The sequence below is a fragment of the Dyella sp. 2HG41-7 genome (assembly GCF_021390675.1).
In the GTDB taxonomy this organism is placed as follows: domain Bacteria; phylum Pseudomonadota; class Gammaproteobacteria; order Xanthomonadales; family Rhodanobacteraceae; genus Dyella_B.
Map to the genome: position 1 here is coordinate 1,529,209 of NZ_JAJEJV010000004.1, position 21,819 is coordinate 1,551,027.

The 21,819-nt window shown below is 61.6% G+C and carries 24 protein-coding genes; 15 read left to right on the top strand and 9 right to left on the bottom strand.

Features of this window, described 5'->3' with window-relative positions:
• Positions 1-13: 13 nt before the first annotated feature.
• Genes leuS through nadD form a run of 4 tightly spaced genes read left to right on the top strand, consistent with a single transcriptional unit; the run spans position 14 to position 4,891 of the window.
• Positions 14-2,647, top strand: a complete 2,634-nt coding sequence (gene leuS, locus L0U79_RS08040) for a leucine--tRNA ligase (protein WP_233841340.1) — start codon at positions 14-16, stop codon at positions 2,645-2,647.
• 4 nt (positions 2,648-2,651) lie between these two features.
• Entirely contained in the window at positions 2,652-3,239 is a 588-nt protein-coding gene (gene lptE / locus L0U79_RS08045) for an LPS assembly lipoprotein LptE (RefSeq protein WP_233841341.1), read from the top strand.
• A gap of 6 nt (positions 3,240-3,245) precedes the next feature.
• On the top strand, positions 3,246-4,256 hold the full coding sequence (holA, locus tag L0U79_RS08050) for a DNA polymerase III subunit delta (RefSeq protein ID WP_233841342.1): 1,011 nt from the start codon (positions 3,246-3,248) through the stop codon (positions 4,254-4,256).
• Complete coding sequence (gene nadD, locus L0U79_RS08055; RefSeq protein ID WP_233841343.1) at positions 4,253-4,891, top strand: nicotinate-nucleotide adenylyltransferase; 639 nt, start codon at positions 4,253-4,255, stop codon at positions 4,889-4,891. The genes holA and nadD overlap by 4 nt, the downstream gene beginning before the upstream one ends.
• A 14-nt stretch (positions 4,892-4,905) precedes the next feature.
• Here the strand turns inward: nadD and msrB are convergent, their stop codons facing one another.
• Together msrB and L0U79_RS08065 are read right to left on the bottom strand one after the other, a co-directional pair.
• Positions 4,906-5,535, bottom strand: coding sequence for a peptide-methionine (R)-S-oxide reductase MsrB (gene msrB / locus L0U79_RS08060; protein WP_233841344.1), 630 nt, complete (start codon positions 5,533-5,535; stop codon positions 4,906-4,908).
• Positions 5,536-5,564: 29 nt separating this feature from the next.
• Positions 5,565-7,289: a cytochrome c biogenesis protein DipZ gene (locus tag L0U79_RS08065; RefSeq protein ID WP_233841345.1), complete on the bottom strand. Its 1,725-nt coding sequence runs from the start codon at positions 7,287-7,289 to the stop codon at positions 5,565-5,567.
• A 211-nt stretch (positions 7,290-7,500) separates the two neighbouring features.
• Between L0U79_RS08065 and L0U79_RS08070 the strand changes: the two genes are divergently transcribed.
• From L0U79_RS08070 to L0U79_RS08095, 6 genes are all read left to right on the top strand, one after another.
• Positions 7,501-8,067: a sigma-70 family RNA polymerase sigma factor gene (locus L0U79_RS08070; RefSeq protein WP_233841346.1), complete on the top strand. Its 567-nt coding sequence runs from the start codon at positions 7,501-7,503 to the stop codon at positions 8,065-8,067.
• A 6-nt stretch (positions 8,068-8,073) separates the two neighbouring features.
• Positions 8,074-8,724 carry an NrsF family protein gene (locus tag L0U79_RS08075; RefSeq protein ID WP_233841347.1) on the top strand — a complete coding sequence of 217 codons (651 nt, stop codon included), beginning with the start codon at positions 8,074-8,076 and terminating at the stop codon, positions 8,722-8,724.
• Between the two features lie 231 nt (positions 8,725-8,955).
• The gene (gene rsfS, locus L0U79_RS08080) at positions 8,956-9,345 is read left to right on the top strand and encodes a ribosome silencing factor (protein WP_233843872.1); all 390 of its coding nucleotides are present in this window, start codon (positions 8,956-8,958) and stop codon (positions 9,343-9,345) included.
• A gap of 10 nt (positions 9,346-9,355) precedes the next feature.
• Positions 9,356-9,826 carry a 23S rRNA (pseudouridine(1915)-N(3))-methyltransferase RlmH gene (gene rlmH / locus L0U79_RS08085; protein ID WP_233841348.1) on the top strand — a complete coding sequence of 157 codons (471 nt, stop codon included), beginning with the start codon at positions 9,356-9,358 and terminating at the stop codon, positions 9,824-9,826.
• Between the two features lie 50 nt (positions 9,827-9,876).
• A complete protein-coding gene (locus L0U79_RS08090) occupies positions 9,877-10,326 on the top strand; it encodes a GNAT family N-acetyltransferase (RefSeq protein ID WP_233841349.1) in 450 nt (149 codons plus the stop codon).
• A 41-nt stretch (positions 10,327-10,367) separates the two neighbouring features.
• A complete protein-coding gene (locus L0U79_RS08095; protein ID WP_233841350.1) occupies positions 10,368-10,943 on the top strand; it encodes a Maf family protein in 576 nt (191 codons plus the stop codon).
• Between the two features lie 3 nt (positions 10,944-10,946).
• Here L0U79_RS08095 and L0U79_RS08100 read toward each other — a convergent pair whose 3' ends face one another.
• On the bottom strand, positions 10,947-11,756 hold the full coding sequence (locus L0U79_RS08100) for a CPBP family intramembrane glutamic endopeptidase (protein WP_233841351.1): 810 nt from the start codon (positions 11,754-11,756) through the stop codon (positions 10,947-10,949).
• Between the two features lie 13 nt (positions 11,757-11,769).
• Entirely contained in the window at positions 11,770-12,162 is a 393-nt protein-coding gene (locus L0U79_RS08105; protein WP_233843873.1) for an MAPEG family protein, read from the bottom strand.
• A gap of 101 nt (positions 12,163-12,263) precedes the next feature.
• Between L0U79_RS08105 and L0U79_RS08110 the strand changes: the two genes are divergently transcribed.
• Entirely contained in the window at positions 12,264-13,121 is an 858-nt protein-coding gene (locus L0U79_RS08110) for a neutral zinc metallopeptidase (RefSeq protein WP_233841352.1), read from the top strand.
• 31 nt (positions 13,122-13,152) lie between these two features.
• Here the strand turns inward: L0U79_RS08110 and L0U79_RS08115 are convergent, their stop codons facing one another.
• Complete coding sequence (locus tag L0U79_RS08115) at positions 13,153-13,932, bottom strand: anti-sigma factor (RefSeq protein WP_233841353.1); 780 nt, start codon at positions 13,930-13,932, stop codon at positions 13,153-13,155.
• Entirely contained in the window at positions 13,919-14,482 is a 564-nt protein-coding gene (locus tag L0U79_RS08120) for a sigma-70 family RNA polymerase sigma factor (RefSeq protein WP_233841354.1), read from the bottom strand. Before L0U79_RS08120 ends, L0U79_RS08115 begins: the two co-directional genes overlap by 14 nt.
• Positions 14,483-14,606: 124 nt before the next feature.
• Here L0U79_RS08120 and L0U79_RS08125 point away from each other — a divergent pair, with 124 nt between their 5' ends.
• Both L0U79_RS08125 and L0U79_RS08130 read left to right on the top strand, forming a co-directional pair.
• On the top strand, positions 14,607-15,548 hold the full coding sequence (locus L0U79_RS08125; RefSeq protein ID WP_233841355.1) for a metallophosphoesterase: 942 nt from the start codon (positions 14,607-14,609) through the stop codon (positions 15,546-15,548).
• Positions 15,545-15,898: a cupredoxin family copper-binding protein gene (locus tag L0U79_RS08130; protein ID WP_233841356.1), complete on the top strand. Its 354-nt coding sequence runs from the start codon at positions 15,545-15,547 to the stop codon at positions 15,896-15,898. Before L0U79_RS08125 ends, L0U79_RS08130 begins: the two co-directional genes overlap by 4 nt.
• Here the strand turns inward: L0U79_RS08130 and L0U79_RS08135 are convergent.
• Positions 15,885-16,694 carry a class III extradiol ring-cleavage dioxygenase gene (locus tag L0U79_RS08135; protein WP_233841357.1) on the bottom strand — a complete coding sequence of 270 codons (810 nt, stop codon included), beginning with the start codon at positions 16,692-16,694 and terminating at the stop codon, positions 15,885-15,887. The genes L0U79_RS08130 and L0U79_RS08135 overlap by 14 nt on opposite strands.
• Before the next feature lie 289 nt (positions 16,695-16,983).
• Positions 16,984-18,843 carry a DEAD/DEAH box helicase gene (locus tag L0U79_RS08140; RefSeq protein ID WP_233841358.1) on the bottom strand — a complete coding sequence of 620 codons (1,860 nt, stop codon included), beginning with the start codon at positions 18,841-18,843 and terminating at the stop codon, positions 16,984-16,986.
• A 108-nt stretch (positions 18,844-18,951) separates the two neighbouring features.
• On the opposite strand from L0U79_RS08140, the gene L0U79_RS08145 reads away from it, so the two are divergent.
• A complete protein-coding gene (locus tag L0U79_RS08145; protein WP_233841359.1) occupies positions 18,952-19,701 on the top strand; it encodes an SDR family NAD(P)-dependent oxidoreductase in 750 nt (249 codons plus the stop codon).
• A 12-nt stretch (positions 19,702-19,713) separates the two neighbouring features.
• Positions 19,714-20,268, top strand: coding sequence for a GNAT family N-acetyltransferase (locus tag L0U79_RS08150; RefSeq protein WP_233841360.1), 555 nt, complete (start codon positions 19,714-19,716; stop codon positions 20,266-20,268).
• A 51-nt stretch (positions 20,269-20,319) separates the two neighbouring features.
• Here L0U79_RS08150 and L0U79_RS08155 read toward each other — a convergent pair whose 3' ends face one another.
• Complete coding sequence (locus L0U79_RS08155; protein WP_233841361.1) at positions 20,320-21,660, bottom strand: DEAD/DEAH box helicase; 1,341 nt, start codon at positions 21,658-21,660, stop codon at positions 20,320-20,322.
• Between the last annotated feature and the right edge of the window lie 159 nt (positions 21,661-21,819).

Sequence of the window (21,819 nt, forward strand, 5' to 3'; positions counted from 1 at the left end):
ACGGCGCCGGATCATGCAGGACAATCAAGACCAGGGTTCCAACCACGATTACAACCCGCAGGCGGTGGAATCCGCCGCGCAGCAGTATTGGAACGCGCAACACGCGTACGAGGTGAAGGAGGATCCCTCCCGCCCGAAGTTCTACTGCTTGGCGATGCTGCCGTATCCCTCCGGCGCGTTGCATATGGGCCACGTGCGCAACTACACCATCGCCGACGTCATCAGCCGCTATCAGCGCATGAACGGCAAAAACGTGCTGCAGCCGATGGGCTGGGATGCGTTCGGCCTGCCGGCGGAAAACGCAGCGATCAAGAACAAGACCGCGCCCGCCAAGTGGACGTACAAAAACATCGACCACATGCGCGACCAGCTCAAGTCGCTGGGTTACGCCATCGACTGGTCGCGCGAATTCGCTACTTGTAGGCCGGATTACTACCGCTGGGAACAGCTGATGTTCACGCGGTTGATGAAGAAGGGCCTGGCCTATCGCAAGAACGCGGTGGTGAACTGGGATCCGGTCGATCAGACCGTGCTCGCCAACGAGCAGGTGATCGACGGCCGCGGCTGGCGCTCCGGCGCGTTGGTGGAAAAGCGCGAAATTCCGCAGTGGTTTTTGAAAATTACCGACTACGCGCAAGAGTTGCTCGATGGTCTGGATACGCTGCCGGGCTGGCCCGATGCGGTGAAGACCATGCAGCGCAACTGGATCGGTCGTAGCGAAGGCGTGGAAATTCACTTCGCCGTTGAAGGTGAGGCGGAACCGCTCACGGTGTTCACCACGCGTCCCGATACGCTGATGGGCGTGACCTTCGTATCGATCGCCGGCGAACATCCGCTGGCGTTGAAGGCTGCGAAAAGCGATCCGAAGCTCGCGTCCTTTCTGGAAGAGCTGCGCCATGGCGGCGTGTCGGAAGCCGAACTGGAAACGCAGGAAAAGCGCGGCATGGCCACGGGCCTGTTCGCCATCCATCCGATCACCGGCGACAAAGTGCCGGTGTGGGTCGCCAACTTTGTGCTGATGGGTTACGGCACCGGCGCGGTCATGGCCGTGCCTGGTCACGACGGGCGCGATTTCGAATTCGCGCACAAGTACGACTTGCCCATCAAGCAAGTAATCGCTGTCAGCGGCGACGATGCAGCGTACGACTCGCAGCACTGGAAAGAGTGGTATTCGGACAAGACGCGCGCCGATATGCGCGTGATCAATTCCGGCGATCTCGATGGAAAAAACTATCGCGACGCCTTCGATTTCATCGCCAACAAACTCGAAGCCAACGGCCACGGTGTACGCCGCGTCAATTGGCGCTTGCGCGATTGGGGCGTGAGCCGCCAGCGTTATTGGGGTTGCCCGATTCCGGTGATCTATTGCGCCAAGTGCGACGCCGTGCCGGTGCCGGAAGATCAGCTGCCGGTGGTGTTGCCGGAAGACGTTGCGTTCTCCGGCGTGCAATCGCCGATCAAGGCCGATCCCGCATGGCGAAAGACCACCTGTCCGCAGTGCGGTGGTCCGGCCGAACGCGAAACCGACACGTTCGATACCTTTATGGAATCGAGCTGGTACTACGCGCGTTACACCAGCCCCGGCGCGAACGGCATGGTGGACGAGCGTGCGAATTATTGGCTGCCGGTAGATCAATACATCGGCGGCATCGAGCACGCGATTTTGCATCTGCTGTACTTCCGCTTCTATCACAAGCTGATGCGCGACGCGGGCATGGTGAAGTCGGACGAACCGGCCACCAATCTGCTGTGCCAGGGTATGGTGATCGCGGAAACGTTCTATCGCGAACATGCGGATGGTTCGAAGGATTGGATCAATCCCGCCGACGTGGAAATTCAGCGCGACGAAAAAGCGCGCGTGATCGGCGCGACCTTGAAGGCGGACGGCAAGCCGGTGCATATCGGCGGCATCGAAAAGATGTCCAAGTCCAAGAACAACGGCGTCGATCCGCAGGCGATGGTGGAGAAATTTGGCGCCGATACGGTGCGTCTGTTTTCCATGTTCGCCGCGCCGCCGGAGCAATCGCTGGAATGGAGCGAAGCGGGCGTCGAAGGCATGGCGCGTTTCCTGCGCCGTTTCTGGCGCGAGGTGATCACGCACGTCAATCAGCCCGATCACCCCGAAGTCGATCCGTCTGCGCTGGACGCCGGTCAGAAGGCGCTGCGTCGTCAATTGCACGAAACCATTCAGAAGGTGAGCGACGATTTCGGTCGGCGGCATGCGTTCAATACCGCCATCGCATCGTTGATGGAGCTGCTCAACGCGCTCGGCAAATTCACCGATCAAAGCGATCAGGGCCGCGCCGTGCGACACGAGGCGCTGGAATCCATGGTGCTGCTGCTCAACCCGGTCGTGCCGCACGTCAGTCATACGTTGTGGCAGGCGTTGGGCCATATCCAAGCCGTGCTGGACGACCAGTCGTGGCCGAAGGCGGACCCGGCGGCGCTGGTGCGCGATACGCTTACCCTGGCCGTTCAGGTCAACGGCAAACTGCGCGGCACCATCGATATTCCCGCCAATGCTTCCAAGGAAGAAGCGGAATCGCTGGCGCGCGCACAACCCAATGTGGCAGCCTTCCTGGAAGGGCAGACGGTGCGCAAGGTAATCGTGGTGCCCGGCAAGATCGTCAACATCGTCGCAGGATGATTTCATGAACCACCGCATGCTGAAACTGATCGCGCTGTTTCCCGTGCTTGCTCTGGCGGCCTGCGGTTTTCACCTGCGTGGGAGCGCCGCGTTGCCACAAGGCATGGACCGCGTGCATCTCACGGTAAGCGGCAACGGCGATTTCCAGCGCAAATTGGCGCGTGCACTGTTGGCATCCAACGTAACGCTGGAAGACAACAGCGGCCCCGGCATCGCCGAACTGCGCGTGCCGGCGCAAAACTTCAACGTGCAGATGTTGACCGTCAACGGCGTTGCTCAGGTGACCGAATTCGCCGTGCGCTTCCATGTGGTGTTTACGGCGTCGGATTCGGAGGGCAAGGTCATCATGCCGAATCAGTCCATCGATCTGCAGCGCGAATTCAGCTACGACGCCGGCCAGCCGATCGGTACGCAGTCGCAGATGGAACAGATCCAGACCAGCTTGATCGACGATGCCGTGCAGGCCGTGTTGTTCCGCCTGCAGGCCGTCAGAAAACATGGCGAAACGGCAGCGGCGAAGGCGGTTGGGCCGTTGCCGGCGAATGCGAGCACCACGCAACAGCCGACGCAGTACCCGTCGCCGATCGACTGATTTCACATGCCGCTTAACCAAGCACAGTGGCAGAAGGCGCTCGCCGCAGACAGCCTGCGCCCCGTCTACCTTCTGGCTGGCGAAGAACTGCTGGTGCTGGAAGCCGCCGATGCGCTGCGCGCGCAGGCGCGCAAACTCGGTTACGCCGAACGCCAGGTGCTCGACGTTGGCGCGCATTTCGATTGGGACGAACTGGCCCGCTCCGCGGCCGGCATGTCGCTGTTCGCCACGCGTCGCTTGCTTGATCTGCGCCTGCCGACCGGTCGCCCTGGCGTCGAAGGCGCAAAAGCGATCATCGAGTTCTGCGCCAATCCGCCTTCCGATGTGACCTTGCTCATCACCGCCGTGGAGTGGAGCAACAAGCACGAGGGTGCATGGACGAAGCACGTCGATAGCGCCGGATGCGTGGTGATTTTCAATGCGCCGCGACCGAACGAATGGGAAGCGTGGATCGGCGCGCGTCTGGCGTCCCGCGGACTTTCCGCAACACCCGATGCCCTGGGTTTGTTGGCCGAGCGTGTGGAAGGCAATCTGCTCGCCGCCGCGCAGGAAATCGACAAACTCGTCGTGTTGCATGGTCAGGGCAAAATCAGCGCGGACGAGATGGAACATCTGGTCGCCGACAGCGCCCGCTACGACGCTTTCAAACTCTCCGATGCCGCGTTGGGCGGCGACGGTGCGCGCGCGCTGCGTATTCTTGAAGGCTTGCGCGCGGAAGGCGACGAATTGATCGCGCTGATGGGTTGGCTGGTCAATCAATTGCAGCTCGCCATGCGTCTTGCCAACGCGCAGGACTTCGGCGCGCAAGCGCGTGCAGAGCGTTTGTGGCCCGCTCGCGAGCAACTGTTTCGCAAGGCCCTGCGTCGCGCGCCGCGCGAACATTGGATGCAATGCCTGGCGCGAGCCGGACGCATCGATCGCATCGCCAAAGGTCGTGAAACCGGCGATGCCTGGTTGGAGGCGCAGCGCTTGATCGCCGCGATGGCCGAACCGCGCGCCGCGCAGGCGCTGACATGAAACCGTTGGGCCTTTTTGGCGGAACCTTCGACCCGATTCATATCGGTCATTTGAGCGTGGCATGGGAAGCCGCCGAGCTGCTCGATGCCGAAGTGCGGTTGATGCCGGCGAATGTGCCGCCGCATCGCGCGGCGCCCACGGCCACGGCGACACAACGCGTCGACATGCTGCGCGCCGCATTGCGCGGACAATCGCGACTTGCGCTGGATACACGCGAACTGGATCGCAGCGGGCCGTCTTACACCATCGATACATTGGGCGAGTTTCGCCGCGAATTCGGCGAGCGGCCGCTGGTGCTGTTGCTCGGCGCGGATGCCTTTGCAGGACTGCGCAGTTGGCATCGCTGGCGCGATCTGTTCGATCTCACGCACATCGGCGTTATCAATCGCCCAGGCGTCGACGCGTGCATTCCTGTGGAACTCGAACGCGCAGTTGCCGCGCGTCGTACCGATGATCCCTCCGTGATCCGTGCGCAATCCGCCGGTCGCGTGATCGAGCTGGCGGTAACGCCATTGGAAGTATCTGCGACACGCATTCGCGAGTTGCTCGCCGAAGGGCGCGATCCGCGTTATCTGTTGCCGGGGGGATTGTTCGACGATCCGGCGTTATTGGCGCCGTATCGTGCAACGCCGTAGACGACAGAACGTTTTCAACTCACCCGAAACGCCACAAACCGCATCGCCACCGAATTCATGCAGTAACGCAAACCTGTCGGTTCCGGGCCGTCGTCGAAGACGTGACCAAGATGGCTATCGCAACCCGCGCACGTAACGGCGGTGCGTACCATGCCGAAGCTCGTATCGTGGCTCTCGATCACGTTTTCAGGTGCGATCGGCCGGAAAAAGCTCGGCCAGCCCGTGCCGGAATCAAACTGCGTCGACGATTTAAACAAAGCGGTATCGCACCCGGCGCAGCGGTACAAGCCTTTGCTCTGCGGCCTTTCGTGTGGGCCGCTGAAGGCGCGTTCGGTGCCTGCGCGACGCATCACGTTGAATGCCTCGTCGGAAAGGCGTTGGTGCCATTGCTCATCGGTGAGCACCAGCTTGCGCACATCGCACGTTCCAAGACGATGGCCGTCATCGTCCGCGAAACAAGCAAGCTGCACCATTTGAACGCGGTTGTCGGCAGCGGGTGTTGCGGCTGCCGCGGGGTCGCTTCCGTTGCGTCCCATTAGTCGCAAGGCCGACACGCTGCCGACGGCGATCGCCGCGCCGCCGCCCAAGGCGGTGATCAGAAATCGGCGACGATCCATGCTTTTGCTGTCGAATGCGGATGTCATGCTCATCTCCTGCGTATGCATCGTTGCGCTCAACCAAACGTAAACGCGTAAACGCGCGCGTTCGGATCGAGGAAGGTGATTTCGAAAGTGCGCTCGCCGGTTCCATGCGCTTGGCGCACGAGTTGATAGAGGCGTTGTCCATCGATCGTGCCGTTGCCGTCGGCATCGATATCGCTGCCGTGATCGTCGCCGGGCGCTTTGCCGTCGAGCGTGACGCGGAATCGCACGGGTTTGCCGTCTTCGCCAGGTCCAAGCACCAAATGCAAATCGCGGCCGCGGAAGCGATATACGACGCTGCCGTTCGATGCATCGAGCGTTGCGTAATGCGGCATCACTGTCCAACTACCGTCGAGCGACCACTGATTCGCTGCAAGCGTGCTGGGTGCTTTGTAGCGAAAGCTGTCGTCGTGCGCGATCTGCCCGCCTGCAAAGCCGTCGCTGCGCTCGTACCCGACATAGGTTTCCGGCGAGCGGCTCATATCGTTGGACCCCGCCGCTTCCGCGCCGGATGCGCCGGGCTGCACATGGCCGCCGGGTAGATCTTTGTAGCCCGCGTCGCTCAGTAAACGACGGATCACATCTTCGCTTTCGGCGTATTGGCCTTCGCCAAAATGATGCGCGCGGATTTGGCCATGCGCATCGATAAAGTAATGCGCCGGCCAATATTCATTGTTGAAACCTTTCCAGATGGCGTAGTCGTTATCCATCGCCACGGGATAAGTCAGTTTGAAATCCTTGATTGCCTTGGCGACGTTGGCGGGATCTTTTTCGAACGCGAATTCCGGCGCATGCACGCCGATGACCACAAGGCCGTGATCGCGATATTTCTGAGCCCACGCATTCACGTACGGCAGCGAGCGAATGCAATTGATGCAGGAATACGTCCAGAAATCGACCAGCACCACCTTGCCGCGTAGCGACTCCGGCGTTAGCGGTGCGCTGTTGAACCATTGCGTGGCGCCGGCGAGCGACGGAAGTTCGCCTTCCACCGGTAGCGGCGCATCCGTTTTTGGCGCGGGTTCCGCTTGCACGGGCGCAGGGCGCACCGCGTCGATCAGCTTTTGTTCGATGCCGCCGGTGCTCGCTAGCGATACGCGCGTCAGCAAGCCGGTGTCCACGCCCAACGCAATCGCCGCCACGCCGCACAACACAAGCACACCCAAGGCGCGACGTACCCATTCGCCTGCGCCCAACGAGCGCTTCATCGCGGCGAACACGCGACCGCCGATCACCAATGCCAGCGCGAGCGACACGGCCGCGCCGCTCGCATAGGTGAGCAGCAGCAAGGTTGTCTGCACGCTTGCGCCTTGTATCGCCGCGCCGGTCAGCAGCAAGCCGAGGATCGGCCCTGCGCACGGCGCCCAAAGCAAGCCAGTCGCCACGCCCAAACCTGCGGCGGACCATGGCGAATCCTGCTGTGCTTCGGCTCGCTCGCTCAGCCGATTTCCCAGTTTCACGAACGGGCGGCTGATCCATTCGGCGACATGCGCAGAGAGCAAAGTCAAACCCAACACCGCCAGTACGGCCAACGCGATGTAGCGTCCGAATTGGTTGGCACGCACCGCCCAGCCGCCGCCCACGGCCGCCAACGTCGCGACCAACGCAAACGTAAGCGCCATGCCGATCAACATCGGTAGCCCGTTGCGTGCAAAAGGCCGGTCGGCGCGCGCGAAAACGAAGGGCAGCACCGGCAGGATGCAGGGGCTGAGAATGGTGAGGACGCCACCGAGGAAAGCGAGGGTCAACAGGATCATAGGAGGTATCGAGTTCCGTGTTGGTGAGATATTCGCTGCGGCGCACGGGGCGGTTACAAGTAACCGGCGGCGCGGTTCGGGCGAATCGCCTTTTAGATAACTGACGCCGGCCATCATGCACCCAGTCTTGACCTTTGACGGCCCGTGGGTACTACTACGCCAGCTTCCGCCGAGGAGCGTAGGTAGCCGTAGGACCGTGTCGACCGAATCCATGAGTGCCAGCGATCAAGCTGACCGTCAGCGGGCAGCATGGATGGCCGCCGCGCAAGCGGGCGACCAGCGCGCCTACACGCGCGTGCTGAACGCTTCGGTGGCGCTGATCCGCGCCGTTGCGCGCCGGCAGGGCGTGGCGGTGGATACGCTGGACGATGTGGTGCAGGAAACTCTGCTCACCGTACACCGCGTGCGGCATACCTTCGATCCGTCGCGTTCGTATGACGCGTGGCTGTCCGCCATCGCGGCGCGTCGTGCGATCGACACCTTGCGCGGTTATGGACGGCGCGAGCGACGCGAGGTACATGACGAGTTCGCGCTCGACACACATGCCGAACGCGACGACGCCAGCGCCGGCGCGGAGCGCGAGCAGGAAGCACAGCGTCTGCGCAAAGCCATCGAGACGCTGCCGCCGGGGCAGCGCGAGGCCGTGGAGCAGCTTGGCCTGAAAGAACGCTCGCTGGCCGAAGCCGCCGAGCAAACCGGGCGCAATACCGGCGCGCTCAAAGTAAACCTGCATCGCGCGCTGAAAACGCTGCGCGATCGCCTGCATGGAGAATCCTGAACCGTCATGTCCGATGCTGCACGCCATGAATCCCTGATCGACGCGCTTGGCGCGGAGCTGACGCCCGTGCGGCGTCTGCTGCCGCCGTGGCGGCGTGCGATGGGCTGGCTGCTGGTGGTGGCGGTGGTGGCGGCGGTGTTGTTCATGCGCAACGGCGCCGCCACGATGTTGCATCGCTGGCACGCCGCGCCCGATCTGGGTGTGGCCGCATGCGCCGCCGTCGTCACGGCGATCACCGCGGCGCTGGCCTCGTTCGTGCTCGCCGTGCCGGGGCGTTCCATCGCCTGGGCTTGGGTGCCGGTGCCGAGCGCGTTGGTCTGGATCGGCGCCAGCGGTTTGGGTTGCCTCAGGGCGCATATTCCAGGCATGCCGGTGCTGAATCTGCACGAGGCCAACGACTGCCTGATTTTCATCATCAGCTTCTCGGTTCCGCTTTCCGGGCTGATGATCTGGCTGATCCGGCGCGCCTGTCCGCTGCGGCCCGTGCTTACCGCCGTGATGATCGGCCTCGCCAGCGCCGCCGCCTCGGCGAGCCTGCTGGAGATCATTCACAACTTCGACGCCGCCGCGTCCGACCTGCTGATGCACGCGCTCGCCGTGGCGATCGTAATCATCGCGAACATGGTGATGGGCGGGCGGCTGCTGTCCCGCACCTAACCTTTTTCCCTCTCCCCTCTGGGAGATGGCCAGGGTGAGGGATCAAGGCTTGCCCCAGACTCCAAAAAAATCGGCGCTTTGGATGCGGACCGAATGCAAGATTCATCCCTCACCCCAACCCTTTCCCCGGAGGGAGAGGGAGCAAACATCGCTTGACTTGTCGTCACAACAAGGCGGATATACTGCACTCGCGCACTCCTGCGCTGCAGATACGCCATGAGGCCCCAACTCTTGACCACCGTTCGACATTCCAAGGCCGTCAACACGGCCACCCTGCGCAAGACCGTCATCGCCGCCCTTGAAGACCTTAAGGCCAAGGACATCCGAGAAATCGATGTACGCGGCAAAACCTCTATCGCCGACCTGCTCGTGATTGCTTCCGGCACCTCGGCACGCCACGTGAAATCCATCGCCGACGAAGTCGTCAAGTTCGCCAAACAGGCGGGCGTGATGCCGCTGGGTGTCGAAGGCGAACAGGAAGCCGAGTGGGTGCTGGTGGATCTGGGCGATGTGATCGTGCACGTCATGCTGCCGCGCATTCGCGAGTTCTACGGGCTGGAACGCTTGTGGACCGTCGGCGATCGCGACGCTGCGGGCGAGGCCGCCCTGGCGACAGGTTAAAAAAATCGGCATGCGCGCCCGCCTGATCGCCATCGGCGAACGCATGCCCGCATGGGTTGCAGAGGGGTTTGCCGAATACCGTAAACGGCTCTCCCACGATTTGCCCCTCGAATTGATCGAACTGAAGCCCGGCCTACGCGGCAAAGGCCGCGACGATGCGCGCGCGATGCTCGACGAAGGCGCCGCCATCCTCGCCGCATTGCCGCGCGATATCCATGTGATTGCACTGGATGGTCGCGGCAAAACATGGTCCAGCGAAGAACTCGCCGAACAACTCGCAAAATGGCGCATGGCCGGACGCGATCTGGCTTTTCTGATTGGCGGTCCCGATGGCCACGCACCGGAAGTGTTAGCCCGGGCAGATCAAAAGTGGTCATTGGGCCCGCTTACGCTGCCGCATATGCTGGTGCGGCTGGTGCTTGTCGAACAACTTTATCGCGCTACCACGTTGCTGGCCGGTCATCCGTACCATCGCGCGTAGTGCGGTTGTTGACGCGTCGCTGGCGTTACGATCTGGTCACGGGAGTTGTCATGCGTTTTGAGGTTCGCCAGGCGAGCATTCGCGATCTGGATGCGTTGGTGCCGTTGTTCGACGGATACCGACAGTTCTACAAACAGCCGGAAGATTTAGCGCGCTCGCGTGCGTTTCTTGCGGAGCGGTTCGCGAACAACGAGTCGATCGTTCTTCTCGCATGCGACGACAAGGGTAACGGCCTGGGATTCACCCAGCTGTTTCCGATGTTTTCGTCGGTGCGCGCGGTGCGCATTTATCTGCTCAACGACTTGTTCGTGGCGTCCGAAGCGCGTCGATTCGGCGTCGCAAAAGCCTTGCTCGCTGCGGCAGCCGAGCATGCCCGCACGCTCGGCGCCGTGAGCTTGTGGTTGCAGACGGCGCAGAGCAATGCGCCTGCGCAAGCGCTGTATGAATCGCTCGGCTGGAAACGCGATCCGGAGTTTTGCGATTATTACCTGACGCTGTAGAAGCGAACACGCCGTGTCGCAGGCAGCGAAGGGCAAACACGATGCTTTATCTGGCCTCCCAATCGCCGCGACGGCGCGAGCTGCTAGGGCAACTCGGCGTGACGTTTTCCGTGCTCGATGTGGATGTGGAAGAGGTTCCGCTTCCGGACGAGGCGCCTGTCGATTACGTGCGACGTGTGGCGCGTGACAAAGCGCAGGCGGGATGGCAATCGTTTGCTTCCAAAGCAAGTGCCGATGCGTTGGTGATTGCCTCGGATACGGAGGTCGTTCTGGATCATCGCGTCTTCGGCAAACCCAGAGATGCCGACGATGCCGTCGAGATGCTGCAAACCCTTTCCGGCCGCACGCACGATGTGATGTCGTCGGTCTGGATGGTTTCCGCGAGGCAAGAGCAGGGCGACGTCTGTATTTCGCGTGTGCGTTTCGCTGCATTGAGCGAAGCGACGATCGCAGCCTATGTAGCCACCGGCGAACCCTTCGGCAAAGCTGGTGCCTATGCGATCCAGGGCAGGGGCGCTACCTTGATCGAACATTTGGAAGGCAGCTATTCCGGTGTGGTGGGCTTGCCGTTGTTCGAGACGGCTCGTTTGCTGCGAGCGTTCGGCGTTTCCGTTTAAACCTTACGTTGCGGTGGAAAACAACGCCACCAGCGCGAACAGGTTGTACATCCCGTGAGCCAGAATCGCCGGCCACAGCGAGCCGGATTTCAGCCGCAGCCAGCACAGCAGCGCGGCTAGCAGCGTCAAATTGGGCAAGGCGTACCACTGAAAATTTAATCCGCCCAAGTGCACGGCACTAAATAACAGGGCGCAGATGGCGATGGACGCCCACATCGAAAGACGGCGCATCAGCGCCGAAAGCAGCACGCCGCGAAACATCAGCTCCTCGATCATCGGACCGATCGTCACCGCAACCAGCGCAAGCGGCAAGCGCAATTGACTGGACGCATGGCGACTGAGTTCTTCGACGTTCTGCGAGACTTCGTGACCGTTCGCAAGCAGCTGCGTCATAAGCGCACCCAGCGGCGGCGTGACGAGCCCCACGATCAATGCGGTGATATACCAACGTGCAGATACAGGTGCGGTGAGTCCGAAGCCCGGTGGTGTCGCGCGCGACCACAATGTAGGCCACATACGACGCACCAACCAAAACATCGCGAGCGCAATCAGCGGCAATCCGATCACCACCAGCATGGCGTTGTTGTCGGGTTGTTGAAACGCATCCATCACATGCTTGCTGATGTCGGCGTGCGACAGGCCGGGGTTATGCAGTTTCTCCAGCAAGCCCGCGATAAAACCCACCAGCACGCCGGCCACGAGTTGCAGCAGAAAATAGAGCGCGACCAAACCCAGCGCTTGCAGCACGCCCGGCGCTTTGGGCAGCGGTGGCGGCGCGATCGGTTGATCCGGTGCGAGCGGTGACTCGGTCATCGAAGCCTTTGCGTCAACCGGCGATCAATGCGCGGCCAAAACCGAGCGCGCCCATGACCATCAATGCGGCCCAACCCACCATGCCGACCATATAACCTCCCCCTCGCTTGCTCGCGTCGCCGAGGTATGCGAACGCGTACCACACGCGCCCCGCAATCCAAACCAAACCGGCGACGCCCGCCCACAACACGTAGCCGTAATGCGTGGCCAGCCACAGTGCGGGTAGAAACATGACAGTGCTTTCCAGCGTATTGAGCTGCACGCGATAGGCGCGGTCGAAAGCCGGATGTCCGCTCGTCGCAGGCGCTTCGATACGGTATTTGCCGCGCGCGTGGCCGACCGCGTACATCGTTCCAAACTGCAGCAGGACGGTAAGTAGCACGACCAGGGCGGGCAGGTTCTGAATCATGTGTCTCTCGGGCGGAAAAGTGATGCCACTGTAGCGGTTTGGTGCGATGCTGTGGGGGTTGGTCGGCCCACACGGCGACGCCATGAGTCGGGGGATGTATGGACTGGCAGAAGGGTGAAGAAAGCCAAAATGTCGAAGTCGACAGCGGCGGTGGCGGCGGCCGCGGTTTTGGCGGCGGGCGCATGGGCATCGGCGGCATTTTGATCCTGGCGCTGCTGGGCTGGATCTTCTTCAAGAATCCACTGGCGTTGCTCGATCAATCGGGTGGCCAACCGGGTGCTAACGCGCCCACAAGTCAGCCGGTACAGGTCGATCCGCAGCAGAAAGAGTTTGTCAGTCGCGTGCTGGGCTCCACGGAAAAAACCTGGGGCGATATTTTTTCCGGCATGGGGCAAACCTATACCGATCCCAAGCTCGAACTTTTCAGCGGTGGCGTGAATACCGCGTGCGGCGCCGCGTCGACGGCGGTGGGACCGTTCTATTGCCCCGGCGATCAGAAGGTGTATCTGGATCTGGATTTCTTCCGCGAGCTAGGCACGCGTTTTCATTCCAGCGGCGATTTCGCGCGCGCGTATGTGATTGCGCATGAAGTGGGGCATCACGTGCAAAACCAGCTTGGTATTTTCGCCAAGGTGAGCCAGATGCAACGTCAAGGCGCTCCGATGGAAGGTGCGAACGGTTTGTCGGTGCGACAGGAGCTGCAAGCCGATTGCTTTGCCGGCGTGTGGGCGAATCGTACGCAACAACGTCTGCAGTGGTTGCAACCGGGTGATGTGGAATCGGCGCTCAATGCAGCCAGCCAGATCGGCGACGACACCTTGCAGCGCGAAGCGCGCGGAACCGTGGTGCCGGATTCGTTTACGCACGGCACGTCGGCACAGCGCGTCAAATGGTTCAAGACCGGCCTGCAAAGCGGCGACCTCAATCAGTGCGATACGTTTAGCGGCGACCTGTGAGGTTTGATTGCTTCGGCGTAAGCGGTAACCGCTAGCGTATCTGTGGCGACGCCGCATCGTTCTGGAATGCGAGGACGAACTGCTTCAGATCGTCCTCGCTTACATCGGAAACCGCGACAAAGCGCATGCGATCGCTCGTCCAACGGATGACGGTGTAACCGTGCCACTGCGTCGCTTCCTGCTCGGCGGCGGTAGTTGTGGGCCATTGGTAAAGATTGACTACATGCAGGCGACGCTTGTAGATCAACGCGGCGACGGTGTGGCCGTCCAATGCATCCAGCCGACCACCCACCAGCGGAAAACCTTCGCTCGCAAGGTCTTTTACGCGCGGTGAGAAATCGAGCTTGCCGGCAAACCATGGCTTGACGGTGTGCTGATCGGTCGACACCACGTCCATCAGATGCTGCGGCTGCATCGAACGGATATGGCTGGAAATGGCATCGTCCACCAGCGCTGTCGTGTCGTCGGAAGGATGTTGCTGGCTGTAGAACCAAAGCGGCGCGGCGAGCAGCAACGCCGCCGCAAATCCTGCGGCCATGGCGAGCGGAACGGATAGACGTCGTGCCTGAGTGGGTGGCTTTGCGACGACGGATGCGGGCGTCTCGCTGGACCATTGCTTGCGCAAGGCATCGGGCGCGCGCCGATAGAGCGAAGCTTGGGCGAGCCCTTTGCGAATTTGCGTGTAGTCGGCATAGCGCGCCGTGCACGCCGGGCAGTTTTGCATATGCCGGGTAATCGCCACGCTTTGCGCGGCATCCAGTTCGTCGTCGAGATAGGCGTGCAGAAGCAGCCTGGCGTCATTGCACATCATGACGGCGTGCCTCCGTGGAATGGCGGGTCAGTTCGACTTTCAGGCGTTCGCGGGCGCGCGCGAGCCGCGACATCACCGTGCCGATTTTCTGTCCGGTAATCGATGCGATTTCTTTGTACGAGCATTCTTCCAGTTCGCGCAGCACGATCGCTTCGCGCAGCGGATGCGGCAAATTTTCCAGCGCTGTCTGCAATGAGCTGACGTCGATCGAAAGGAGCGCGCGCGTTTCCGGCGAGGGTGTTTCGTCGATTAGCGCGTGAACATCGTCGTCGAACGCTTCGTGCAGGTCGTCAGGCCCTGCGTTCGTCCGCAGCGAATAGAACGTGTTGCGCACAATCGCGAGGAGCCACACGCGTGCGTCGCCGCCATGAAAGCTGTGGAAGTAGCGAAAGGCTCGCAGCATCGCCTCCTGTGCCACGTCTTGCGCATCCGCATCGTTGCGCGCCAACCAGTGCGCCAGGTTATAGGCGGCGTCCAGATGCGGTAGCACGCACGCTTCGAAGCGCGCGTTTTGGGTGCCTGGCAGGGTGGCGTGGGTTTCGGACGGCATAAGAAGTAGTACCGCGATGGCCGCGACTTTATTCCCAACGCGAAAAACACGGAATAGGCCGGTCGCCGTGCCGGTAATGCAGGTGAGGGCGGCCGTGGGCGGCCCCTACCACGTGGAGCGACCGATGACACACGAAACCGATGACAGCCACGCCGACGGCCGGCGCCAATTTCTTAAATGCATGGCTTGGGCCGGGGCAGGCACGTTGTGGCTGATGAAGAGCGGGGTGCTCCACGCGCATCCGCTGGGCGATGCCATGCCCAATGTAAAAGACGCTACTTTCAGCTTTGTGCAGATCAGCGATTCGCATATCGGTTTTCACAAAGCGCCCAATCCGGATGTCGCCGCAACGCTTCGCCGTTCGTTGGCGTTGATCAATACACAAAACGAGCGGCCCACCTTTTTGCTGCATACCGGCGACCTGACGCATCTTTCCAAGCCGGAGGAATTCGACACGCTGGCCGGCTTGATGCAGCAGGCGCGCGTCAGTCGCACGTTCTACGTACCCGGCGAACACGATGTGATCGGCGACAACGGCGCGGAGTTTTTCCGCCGCTTCGGCGAAAAGCAGCACGAGGGCGGCTGGTACAGCTTCGATCAGAACGGCGTGCACTTTGTCGCCTTGATCAACGTGCTCAATCTCAAAGCGGGAGGCTTGGGTTCGCTAGGTACCGACCAGTTGGCGTGGCTGAAGAGCGACCTCGCGGGCCTATCCGCCGAAACGCCTGTCGTGGTGTTTGCGCATATGCCGCTGTGGTCGCTTTATCCGCAGTGGGGATGGGGCACGGACGACAGTGCGGAAGCGATATCGTATTTGCGTCGGTTCGGTTCCGTCACGGTATTGAACGGACATATCCATCAGATCCAGCAGAAAGTGGAAGGCACGATTACCTTCTACACCGCGCGTTCGACCGCTTATCCGCAACCCGCACCCGGCGATGGGCCTGCGCCTGGACCGCTGCAAAGCGTGAAGCCGGATGCGCTGCATCGCTATCTGGGCATTCGCGATGTGCGGCATGTGCAGGCCAGCAGCGCGCTCGCCGTGACGGATGAGGCGCTGTCATGAGCGCGATACCTCGTTCCGGATTTACGCTGTCGATCGCGCTGATGCTGGGTTGTCTCACGCATTCCGGCGCCGCCGCGGACGCCACGCCGCCGAACGCCAAAGCATACGCAATCGCCATTCAAAATTTCGCGTTTGCGCCGAAGATGCTTACGATTCCCGTCGGCACGCGCGTGACGTGGACCAATCGCGACGAGGAGCCGCACGTGATCACCAGCGCTGGCGCGCAGTTCGTATCGTCCAAAGCGCTGGATACTGGCGACACTTATGGCGTGACTTTTTCAAAGCCCGGCACTTACGCTTACTACTGTTCGATCCACCCGATGATGGTGGGCACGATCACCGTGCAGTGACGGCGGCCTGCGTGGTATCGAAACGATAGATGTCCATGGCGAGAAAGCCGAGATCGATGCCGGCATCGATGCGTTGTCCTTCGGCATGTTCGCCGGCAGCGCCGAGCGCCACGTAAAGCGGCAGCAGATGCTCGTCGGTGGGATGCGCGCGTTCGGCGAACGGCGCTTGACGGCGATAGTCGAGCAGGGCGTCGATATCGCCGGCTTTGATCTGTTGTTCGATCCAGTCGATAAACGGGCGCACATACGGCGCTTCGTTCGCATCGCTGTAACCCGCGCGAAAATCGTGCAGGTTGTGCGTGATGCTGCCGGAACCGATTACCAGCACGCCTTGGTTGCGCAACGGCGCAAGCGCACGGCCGACCGCATACTGATGCGTCGGTCCAAGATGCGGTTGGATCGACAGCGGCACGACTGGGATGTCCGCGTGCGTATACAGCAGACGCAGCGGCACCCACGCGCCATGATCGAGACCATGCTGGTTGTCGAGCTGAGGCGAAAGACCCGCCTGGTCGAGCAGCCGCATCACCTGCGCCGCCACGTCGGGATCGCCGGGCGCTGGATACCGAATGTCGAACAATTCCTGCGGAAAACCGTAGAAGTCGTGCACGGTTTCCGGATGCGCCGCGCCACCTACATGGGGATGGCGCGCCAGCCAGTGCGCGCTGGCGATCACGATTGCTTTCGGTCGCGGTAGGTTGGCCGCGATCTCGGCTAAGCGGTCTCCCACTTGGCCCGGATGCAAGGCGGTCATCGGCGAGCCGTGGGAAATGTAGAGGCTGGGCAACGTGTTCATGGCTGTACAAGTATGGCCCGATAAATCAGTTTCTAACGGCGATGGCGGGAAACGGACTGTTGCGCATTGTGAAACGATTTATCGTTCGAGGCGAGTTAGCCAAACATTGCCGGCAGGTATGAACAAGGCTCACGTCATTCCGGCGAAGGCCGGAATCCAGTGCAAATTACGGAGTGCGAAGCACTCAACATAAAAGGTTTTGTGTGCTTCGCACGAGTATCCAAACTGGATTCCGGCCTTCGCCGGAATGACATTTGGGTAAGGTGAACGTGACGGCAAGTTCAACCTATCACTTACGACGCGGCGGCTTACCGCCGCCATGCCCGTGCGGACGCGGCTTGCCGCCGTGGCCACGCGCATGGGCCGGTTTGAACGAAGGCTTGCGCGGCGGTTGCGAACCGGCGTCGTCCTCGTTGCCGTCCCATTCGCTGATGTGCAGCATCTGCTGATTCACCCAGACTTTTTTCAGATGCTGAAACACTTCGCCCGGCATCCCGTCGGGCAGGTCGATCAGGCTGTAATTGCCGCGAATGCTCAGACGGCCGATGTACTGCGCGTCCAGTCCGGCTTCGTTGGCGATGGCGCCGATGATATTGCCGGGCTTCACGCCATGTTCGTGACCGACTTCGATGCGATAGGTGCGCTTGCCCGATTCGGTGGCGTGCGCGCGAACCTGGCGCGGACCGGCATGACGTTGATCGTCTTCATGACGACGTGGCTCGCGTTGCGGACGACGCGAATCGCCGTCGTGCGAACGCGGTGCGCGCGCTTCGCGCGGTTCGCGCTCTTTGCTGAATTCGCGTTTCGCCGGCGGCTCAAGCAGCAGCGGGCGATCGCCTTGCGCAATGCGCGCCAAAGCCGCAGCGATTTCAACGGCCGGAATATTGTGTTCCTGCTCGAACTGCTCGATCAGCTGCTGGAATTGCTCCAGACCGCCGATGGCGAGCGTGTCGCTGATGCTTTGCTTGAAGCGCGCGATGCGACGATCGTTAACCGCTTCCACGGTGGGCAGCTTCATTTCATCGATCGGCTGGCGCGTGGCGCGTTCGATCGCGCGCAGCATGCCTTTTTCGCGTGGCGTGACGAACAGAATCGCTTCGCCGCTACGACCCGCGCGGCCGGTGCGGCCGATGCGGTGCACGTAGCTTTCGGTGTCGTACGGGATGTCGTAGTTCAACACGTGGCTGATGCGTTCCACGTCCAGGCCGCGTGCGGCGACGTCGGTGGCGACGAGAATATCGAGCTTGCCGTCCTTAAGCTGTTGAATCACGCGTTCGCGTTGCGGCTGTGCGATATCGCCGTTAATCGCGGCGGCGGCAAGACCGCGCGCCTGCAGTTTTTCGGCCAATTCTTCGGTCGCCTGCTTGGTACGCGCGAAGATGATCATCGCGTCGAACGGCTCGGCTTCCAGAATGCGCGTCATCGCATCCAGCTTGTGCATGCCGCTCACCCACCAGTAACGCTGACGGATATTGGCGGCCGTCGTGGTGGCGGCTTTGATGGTGACTTCCACCGGTTCCTTCAGATGCTGCTGGGCGATCTTGCGGATCGGCGGCGGCATCGTGGCGGAGAACAACGCCACCTGGCGCTGCGGCGGTGTGGCTTGCAGCACTTTCTCGACATCGTCGATAAAGCCCATGCGCAGCATTTCATCGGCTTCGTCGAGCACGATGAAACGAAGTTCGGAAAGATCCAGCGTGCCGCGATCCAGATGATCGATCACGCGACCCGGCGTACCAACCACGAGATGCACGCCGCGACGCAACGCATGCAGCTGCGGACCGTAACCTTGGCCACCGTAAATCGGCAGCACCTGAAACCCCGGCATATGCGCGGCGTAGCGCTGAAACGCTTCGGCCACCTGGATGGCCAATTCGCGCGTCGGCGCCAATACCAAGGCTTGCGGCTTGCCGGGGCGCATTTCCATGCGCGAAAGGATCGGTAGCGCGAAGGCCGCGGTTTTGCCGGTGCCGGTTTGCGCTTGTCCCAGCACGTCGCGGCCTTCCAGCAACGGCGGAATGGTCGCCGCCTGGATCGGCGAAGGCGATTCGTAGCCCACATCGGTCAACGCACGCAGCACCTCCGGCGCGAGCGCAAGCGAAGAGAAGCCAGCAACGGCCGGAGCGGAGTCAGGAGACGGGGACGACATGGGGGAACCTCGAGGTGGCACGCGCGCGGGCATGCGTAGGAAGGCGCCTATTGTAACAGCCCGGAGCCGCCATACTGTTTATGGAATGGATAACCATCGGGAGCCCGCATGAAAAACCGTCTGAAAGATCGCATTGCGTTGGTTACGGGGGCGTCGTCGGGCATCGGCGAAGCGACCGCGCTGGCCCTCGCCGAACAAGGCGCCAAGGTGGCGATCGCGGCGCGGCGCAAGGATCGCCTTGATCAGCTCGCTACCAAGCTGGCTGGACTGGGTGCGGACCCTTTGGTGCTGGTGGCGGACCTTGCTTTGGAAGCCGAGGCCCAACGCATCGTGCGAGAAACGGAGACGCATTACGGCCGACTCGATATCCTCGTCAACAACGCCGGCGTGATGTATCTGGAGCCAGTCGCCGAGGCGGATCTAGGGCGCTGGCGCCGAATGTTGGAGTTGAATGTGCTCAGCCTTATCGCTTCCACGCAGGCCGCGCTCGCCGGCATGCGCGCGCGGCGCGAGGGGCATATCGTCAATATCTCTTCGGTGGCCGGGCGTGTCGCCAATCCCAATTCGGCGGCTTACGCGGCGACCAAGTTCGGCGTAGTGGGTTTTTCCGAATCGCTGCGACGCGAGGTTTATAAAGACAATATTCGTGTCAGCGTGATCGAGCCGGGTTTAGTGGATACAGAATTGCGCGATCACATCGGCCACGCGTCCGTGAAACAGGCACTCAACACCGTCGCGAGCGGCATGCGTCAATTGCAGTCTGAAGATATCGCCGACGTGATTTTGTTCTGCGTGACGCGACCGGACTATGTGTGCATCAACGAAGTACTGATGCGTCCCACCGATCAAGAGCGCTAAGGTGGAATCGTCGTGATCGAACCGCCGTATCTGGAAACACCACGTGCACGTATTCGTATCGCCGACGAAGCTGATGCGCCGAAACTGCTGCATTATCGCCTGGAAAATCGCGCTCATTTGTCCCCGTGGGAACCGTTGCGCGAAAACGAGTACTACACGCTGGAACATTGCGCGAGAACGATCGCGGACAGTCGCGAGCTCGCTCGGCAGGATCGCGGCTATCTGCTGATGGCGTTCGATCATGCCGAGCAATCGATCCTTGCAACGTGCAACTTCGCCCACCTCGTGCGCGGCGCGTTTCAGGCATGTCACGTCGGATACGGCGTGGCCGCGCGCATGCAAGGACAAGGTTTGATGCGGGAGATTCTGGAGCCGAGTACCGCCTGGGCGTTCGGCGCGTTGAATCTGCATCGCGTCATGGCGAACTATCTGCCGCGCAACGAACGCAGCGCAAGGTTACTGGCCTCGCTGGGATTCGAACGCGAAGGTTACGCCAAGCGTTATCTGCAGATCGCCGGCGTGTGGGAGGACCACATCCTCACCGCACGTATTCGACCGGATGCGTGACGCCTATCGTTCACGCGTCGACGCGAACGATAGGCGTAAGAACGCAATCGATTAGCGTTGCGTTCCCGTCGCAGGTTTGCCGCCGCGCGGGCGGCGGCGTTTGCGATTGCCCATCGCATGTTCGCCAGCGCCGTTGTTTTTGCCTTGCTGCGCATGGCCGTGCGGACGATGCCCGTTATTGCCTTGACGCGGCGAACGCGATTGCGGTTGACGCTGACCCGGTTTCGGGCGCGGTGCGTGTGCATCCAGCCGCAGCGGCGCGGACAGCTCGAAACCGGGCACTTCGTTGATCGCGATTTCCTGGTTCAACAGCTTGCGGATATCGCGTAGCAAGCCCGATTCTTCGTGGCTGACCAGCGAAAGCGCCAGGCCGTTGGCGCCTGCGCGACCGGTGCGGCCAATGCGATGCACGTAGTCTTCCGCCACCATCGGCAGATCGAAATTGATCACGATGGGAAGCTGATCGATATCGATGCCGCGTGCGGCGATGTCCGTTGCGACCAGCACGGTGATGCGGCCGCTCTTGAAATCGGCCAGCGCACGCGTGCGGGCGTTCTGACTCTTGTTGCCGTGAATCGCCGCGGCGCGCAGGCCGAATTGTTCCAGATGACGCACGAGCTTGTCGGCGCCGTGCTTGGTGCGGCTAAACACGAGCGATTGGCGGCGACTGTCCTGGCTAAGCACGTGCAGCAGCAGGTCGCGCTTGCGCGATGCGTCGACCGGATGCACCTGATGGCTCACCGTGCTTGCGACCGTGTTGGCCGGCGTGACCGATACTTCATGCGGCGATTGCATGAACTGCATGGCCAGCGATTTGATTTCCGGCGCGAAGGTGGCCGAAAACAGCAGCGTCTGACGTTTTTTCGGCAGCGCGCCGACGATGCGCTTGAGCGACGGCAGAAAGCCCATGTCGAGCATGCGGTCGGCTTCGTCCAGCACCAGTACGTCGATCTGGGAAAGATCGATCGTGCGCTGCTGCATGTGATCCACCAATCGACCCGGCGTGGCGATGACGATATCGGTGCCGCGACGCAGCGCCTGAATTTGCGGGCCCATGCCGACGCCGCCGAAGATCGTGGTGCTGCTCACGTGCAAGTGTTTGCCGTAGTCGCGCACGTTGTCGTTAATTTGCGCGGCGAGTTCGCGCGTGGGCGTGAGCACCAGCGCACGCGGCTTGCGCGGACCCTTGGTTTGCACACTCGACAAACGCTGCAGCAAGGGCAGCGAAAAGGCGGCCGTCTTGCCGGTGCCGGTTTGCGCGGCAGCCATAAGATCGTGGCCTTCCAGCACCACCGGAATGGCGCCGGCCTGGATCGGAGTGGGTTCGGCGTAGCCCTGTTCGGCAAGCGCGCGCAACAACGCAGGGGCTAAGCCCAGCGATTCGAAAGACATGAAATTGCTCCTGTGCAACCCGGAGCTTTCATGCAGAACCGCGTTGCTGTTGAGAAGTGAAAGTGCGCCATGTGGGCGCGGTCAACTTGCTAAGTATACATGAAGAAAGCGCTCGTCGCCTCGGTGTTTGCGGGTCGTATGCCGGGAATTCAGCCCTTT

Bases quoted from the DNA above. Each gene is read 5' to 3' on its own strand.
- L0U79_RS08155 (WP_233841361.1), bottom strand. From the start codon at position 21,660: ATGTCTTTCGAATCGCTGGGCTTAGCCCCTGCGTTGTTGCGCGCGCTT.
- rlmH (WP_233841348.1), top strand. From the start codon at position 9,356: ATGCGCGCCCGCCTGATCGCCATCGGCGAACGCATGCCCGCATGGGTT.
- L0U79_RS08070 (WP_233841346.1), top strand. From the start codon at position 7,501: ATGAGTGCCAGCGATCAAGCTGACCGTCAGCGGGCAGCATGGATGGCC.
- L0U79_RS08145 (WP_233841359.1), top strand. From the start codon at position 18,952: ATGAAAAACCGTCTGAAAGATCGCATTGCGTTGGTTACGGGGGCGTCG.
- holA (WP_233841342.1), top strand. From the start codon at position 3,246: ATGCCGCTTAACCAAGCACAGTGGCAGAAGGCGCTCGCCGCAGACAGC.
- L0U79_RS08075 (WP_233841347.1), top strand. From the start codon at position 8,074: ATGTCCGATGCTGCACGCCATGAATCCCTGATCGACGCGCTTGGCGCG.
- L0U79_RS08130 (WP_233841356.1), top strand. From the start codon at position 15,545: ATGAGCGCGATACCTCGTTCCGGATTTACGCTGTCGATCGCGCTGATG.
- L0U79_RS08090 (WP_233841349.1), top strand. From the start codon at position 9,877: ATGCGTTTTGAGGTTCGCCAGGCGAGCATTCGCGATCTGGATGCGTTG.
- L0U79_RS08100 (WP_233841351.1), bottom strand. From the start codon at position 11,756: ATGACCGAGTCACCGCTCGCACCGGATCAACCGATCGCGCCGCCACCG.
- L0U79_RS08120 (WP_233841354.1), bottom strand. From the start codon at position 14,482: ATGCCGTCCGAAACCCACGCCACCCTGCCAGGCACCCAAAACGCGCGC.
- L0U79_RS08095 (WP_233841350.1), top strand. From the start codon at position 10,368: ATGCTTTATCTGGCCTCCCAATCGCCGCGACGGCGCGAGCTGCTAGGG.
- L0U79_RS08115 (WP_233841353.1), bottom strand. From the start codon at position 13,932: ATGATGTGCAATGACGCCAGGCTGCTTCTGCACGCCTATCTCGACGAC.
- nadD (WP_233841343.1), top strand. From the start codon at position 4,253: ATGAAACCGTTGGGCCTTTTTGGCGGAACCTTCGACCCGATTCATATC.
- L0U79_RS08125 (WP_233841355.1), top strand. From the start codon at position 14,607: ATGACACACGAAACCGATGACAGCCACGCCGACGGCCGGCGCCAATTT.
- lptE (WP_233841341.1), top strand. From the start codon at position 2,652: ATGAACCACCGCATGCTGAAACTGATCGCGCTGTTTCCCGTGCTTGCT.
- L0U79_RS08140 (WP_233841358.1), bottom strand. From the start codon at position 18,843: ATGTCGTCCCCGTCTCCTGACTCCGCTCCGGCCGTTGCTGGCTTCTCT.
- L0U79_RS08110 (WP_233841352.1), top strand. From the start codon at position 12,264: ATGGACTGGCAGAAGGGTGAAGAAAGCCAAAATGTCGAAGTCGACAGC.
- L0U79_RS08135 (WP_233841357.1), bottom strand. From the start codon at position 16,694: ATGAACACGTTGCCCAGCCTCTACATTTCCCACGGCTCGCCGATGACC.
- leuS (WP_233841340.1), top strand. From the start codon at position 14: ATGCAGGACAATCAAGACCAGGGTTCCAACCACGATTACAACCCGCAG.
- msrB (WP_233841344.1), bottom strand. From the start codon at position 5,535: ATGACATCCGCATTCGACAGCAAAAGCATGGATCGTCGCCGATTTCTG.
- L0U79_RS08065 (WP_233841345.1), bottom strand. From the start codon at position 7,289: ATGATCCTGTTGACCCTCGCTTTCCTCGGTGGCGTCCTCACCATTCTC.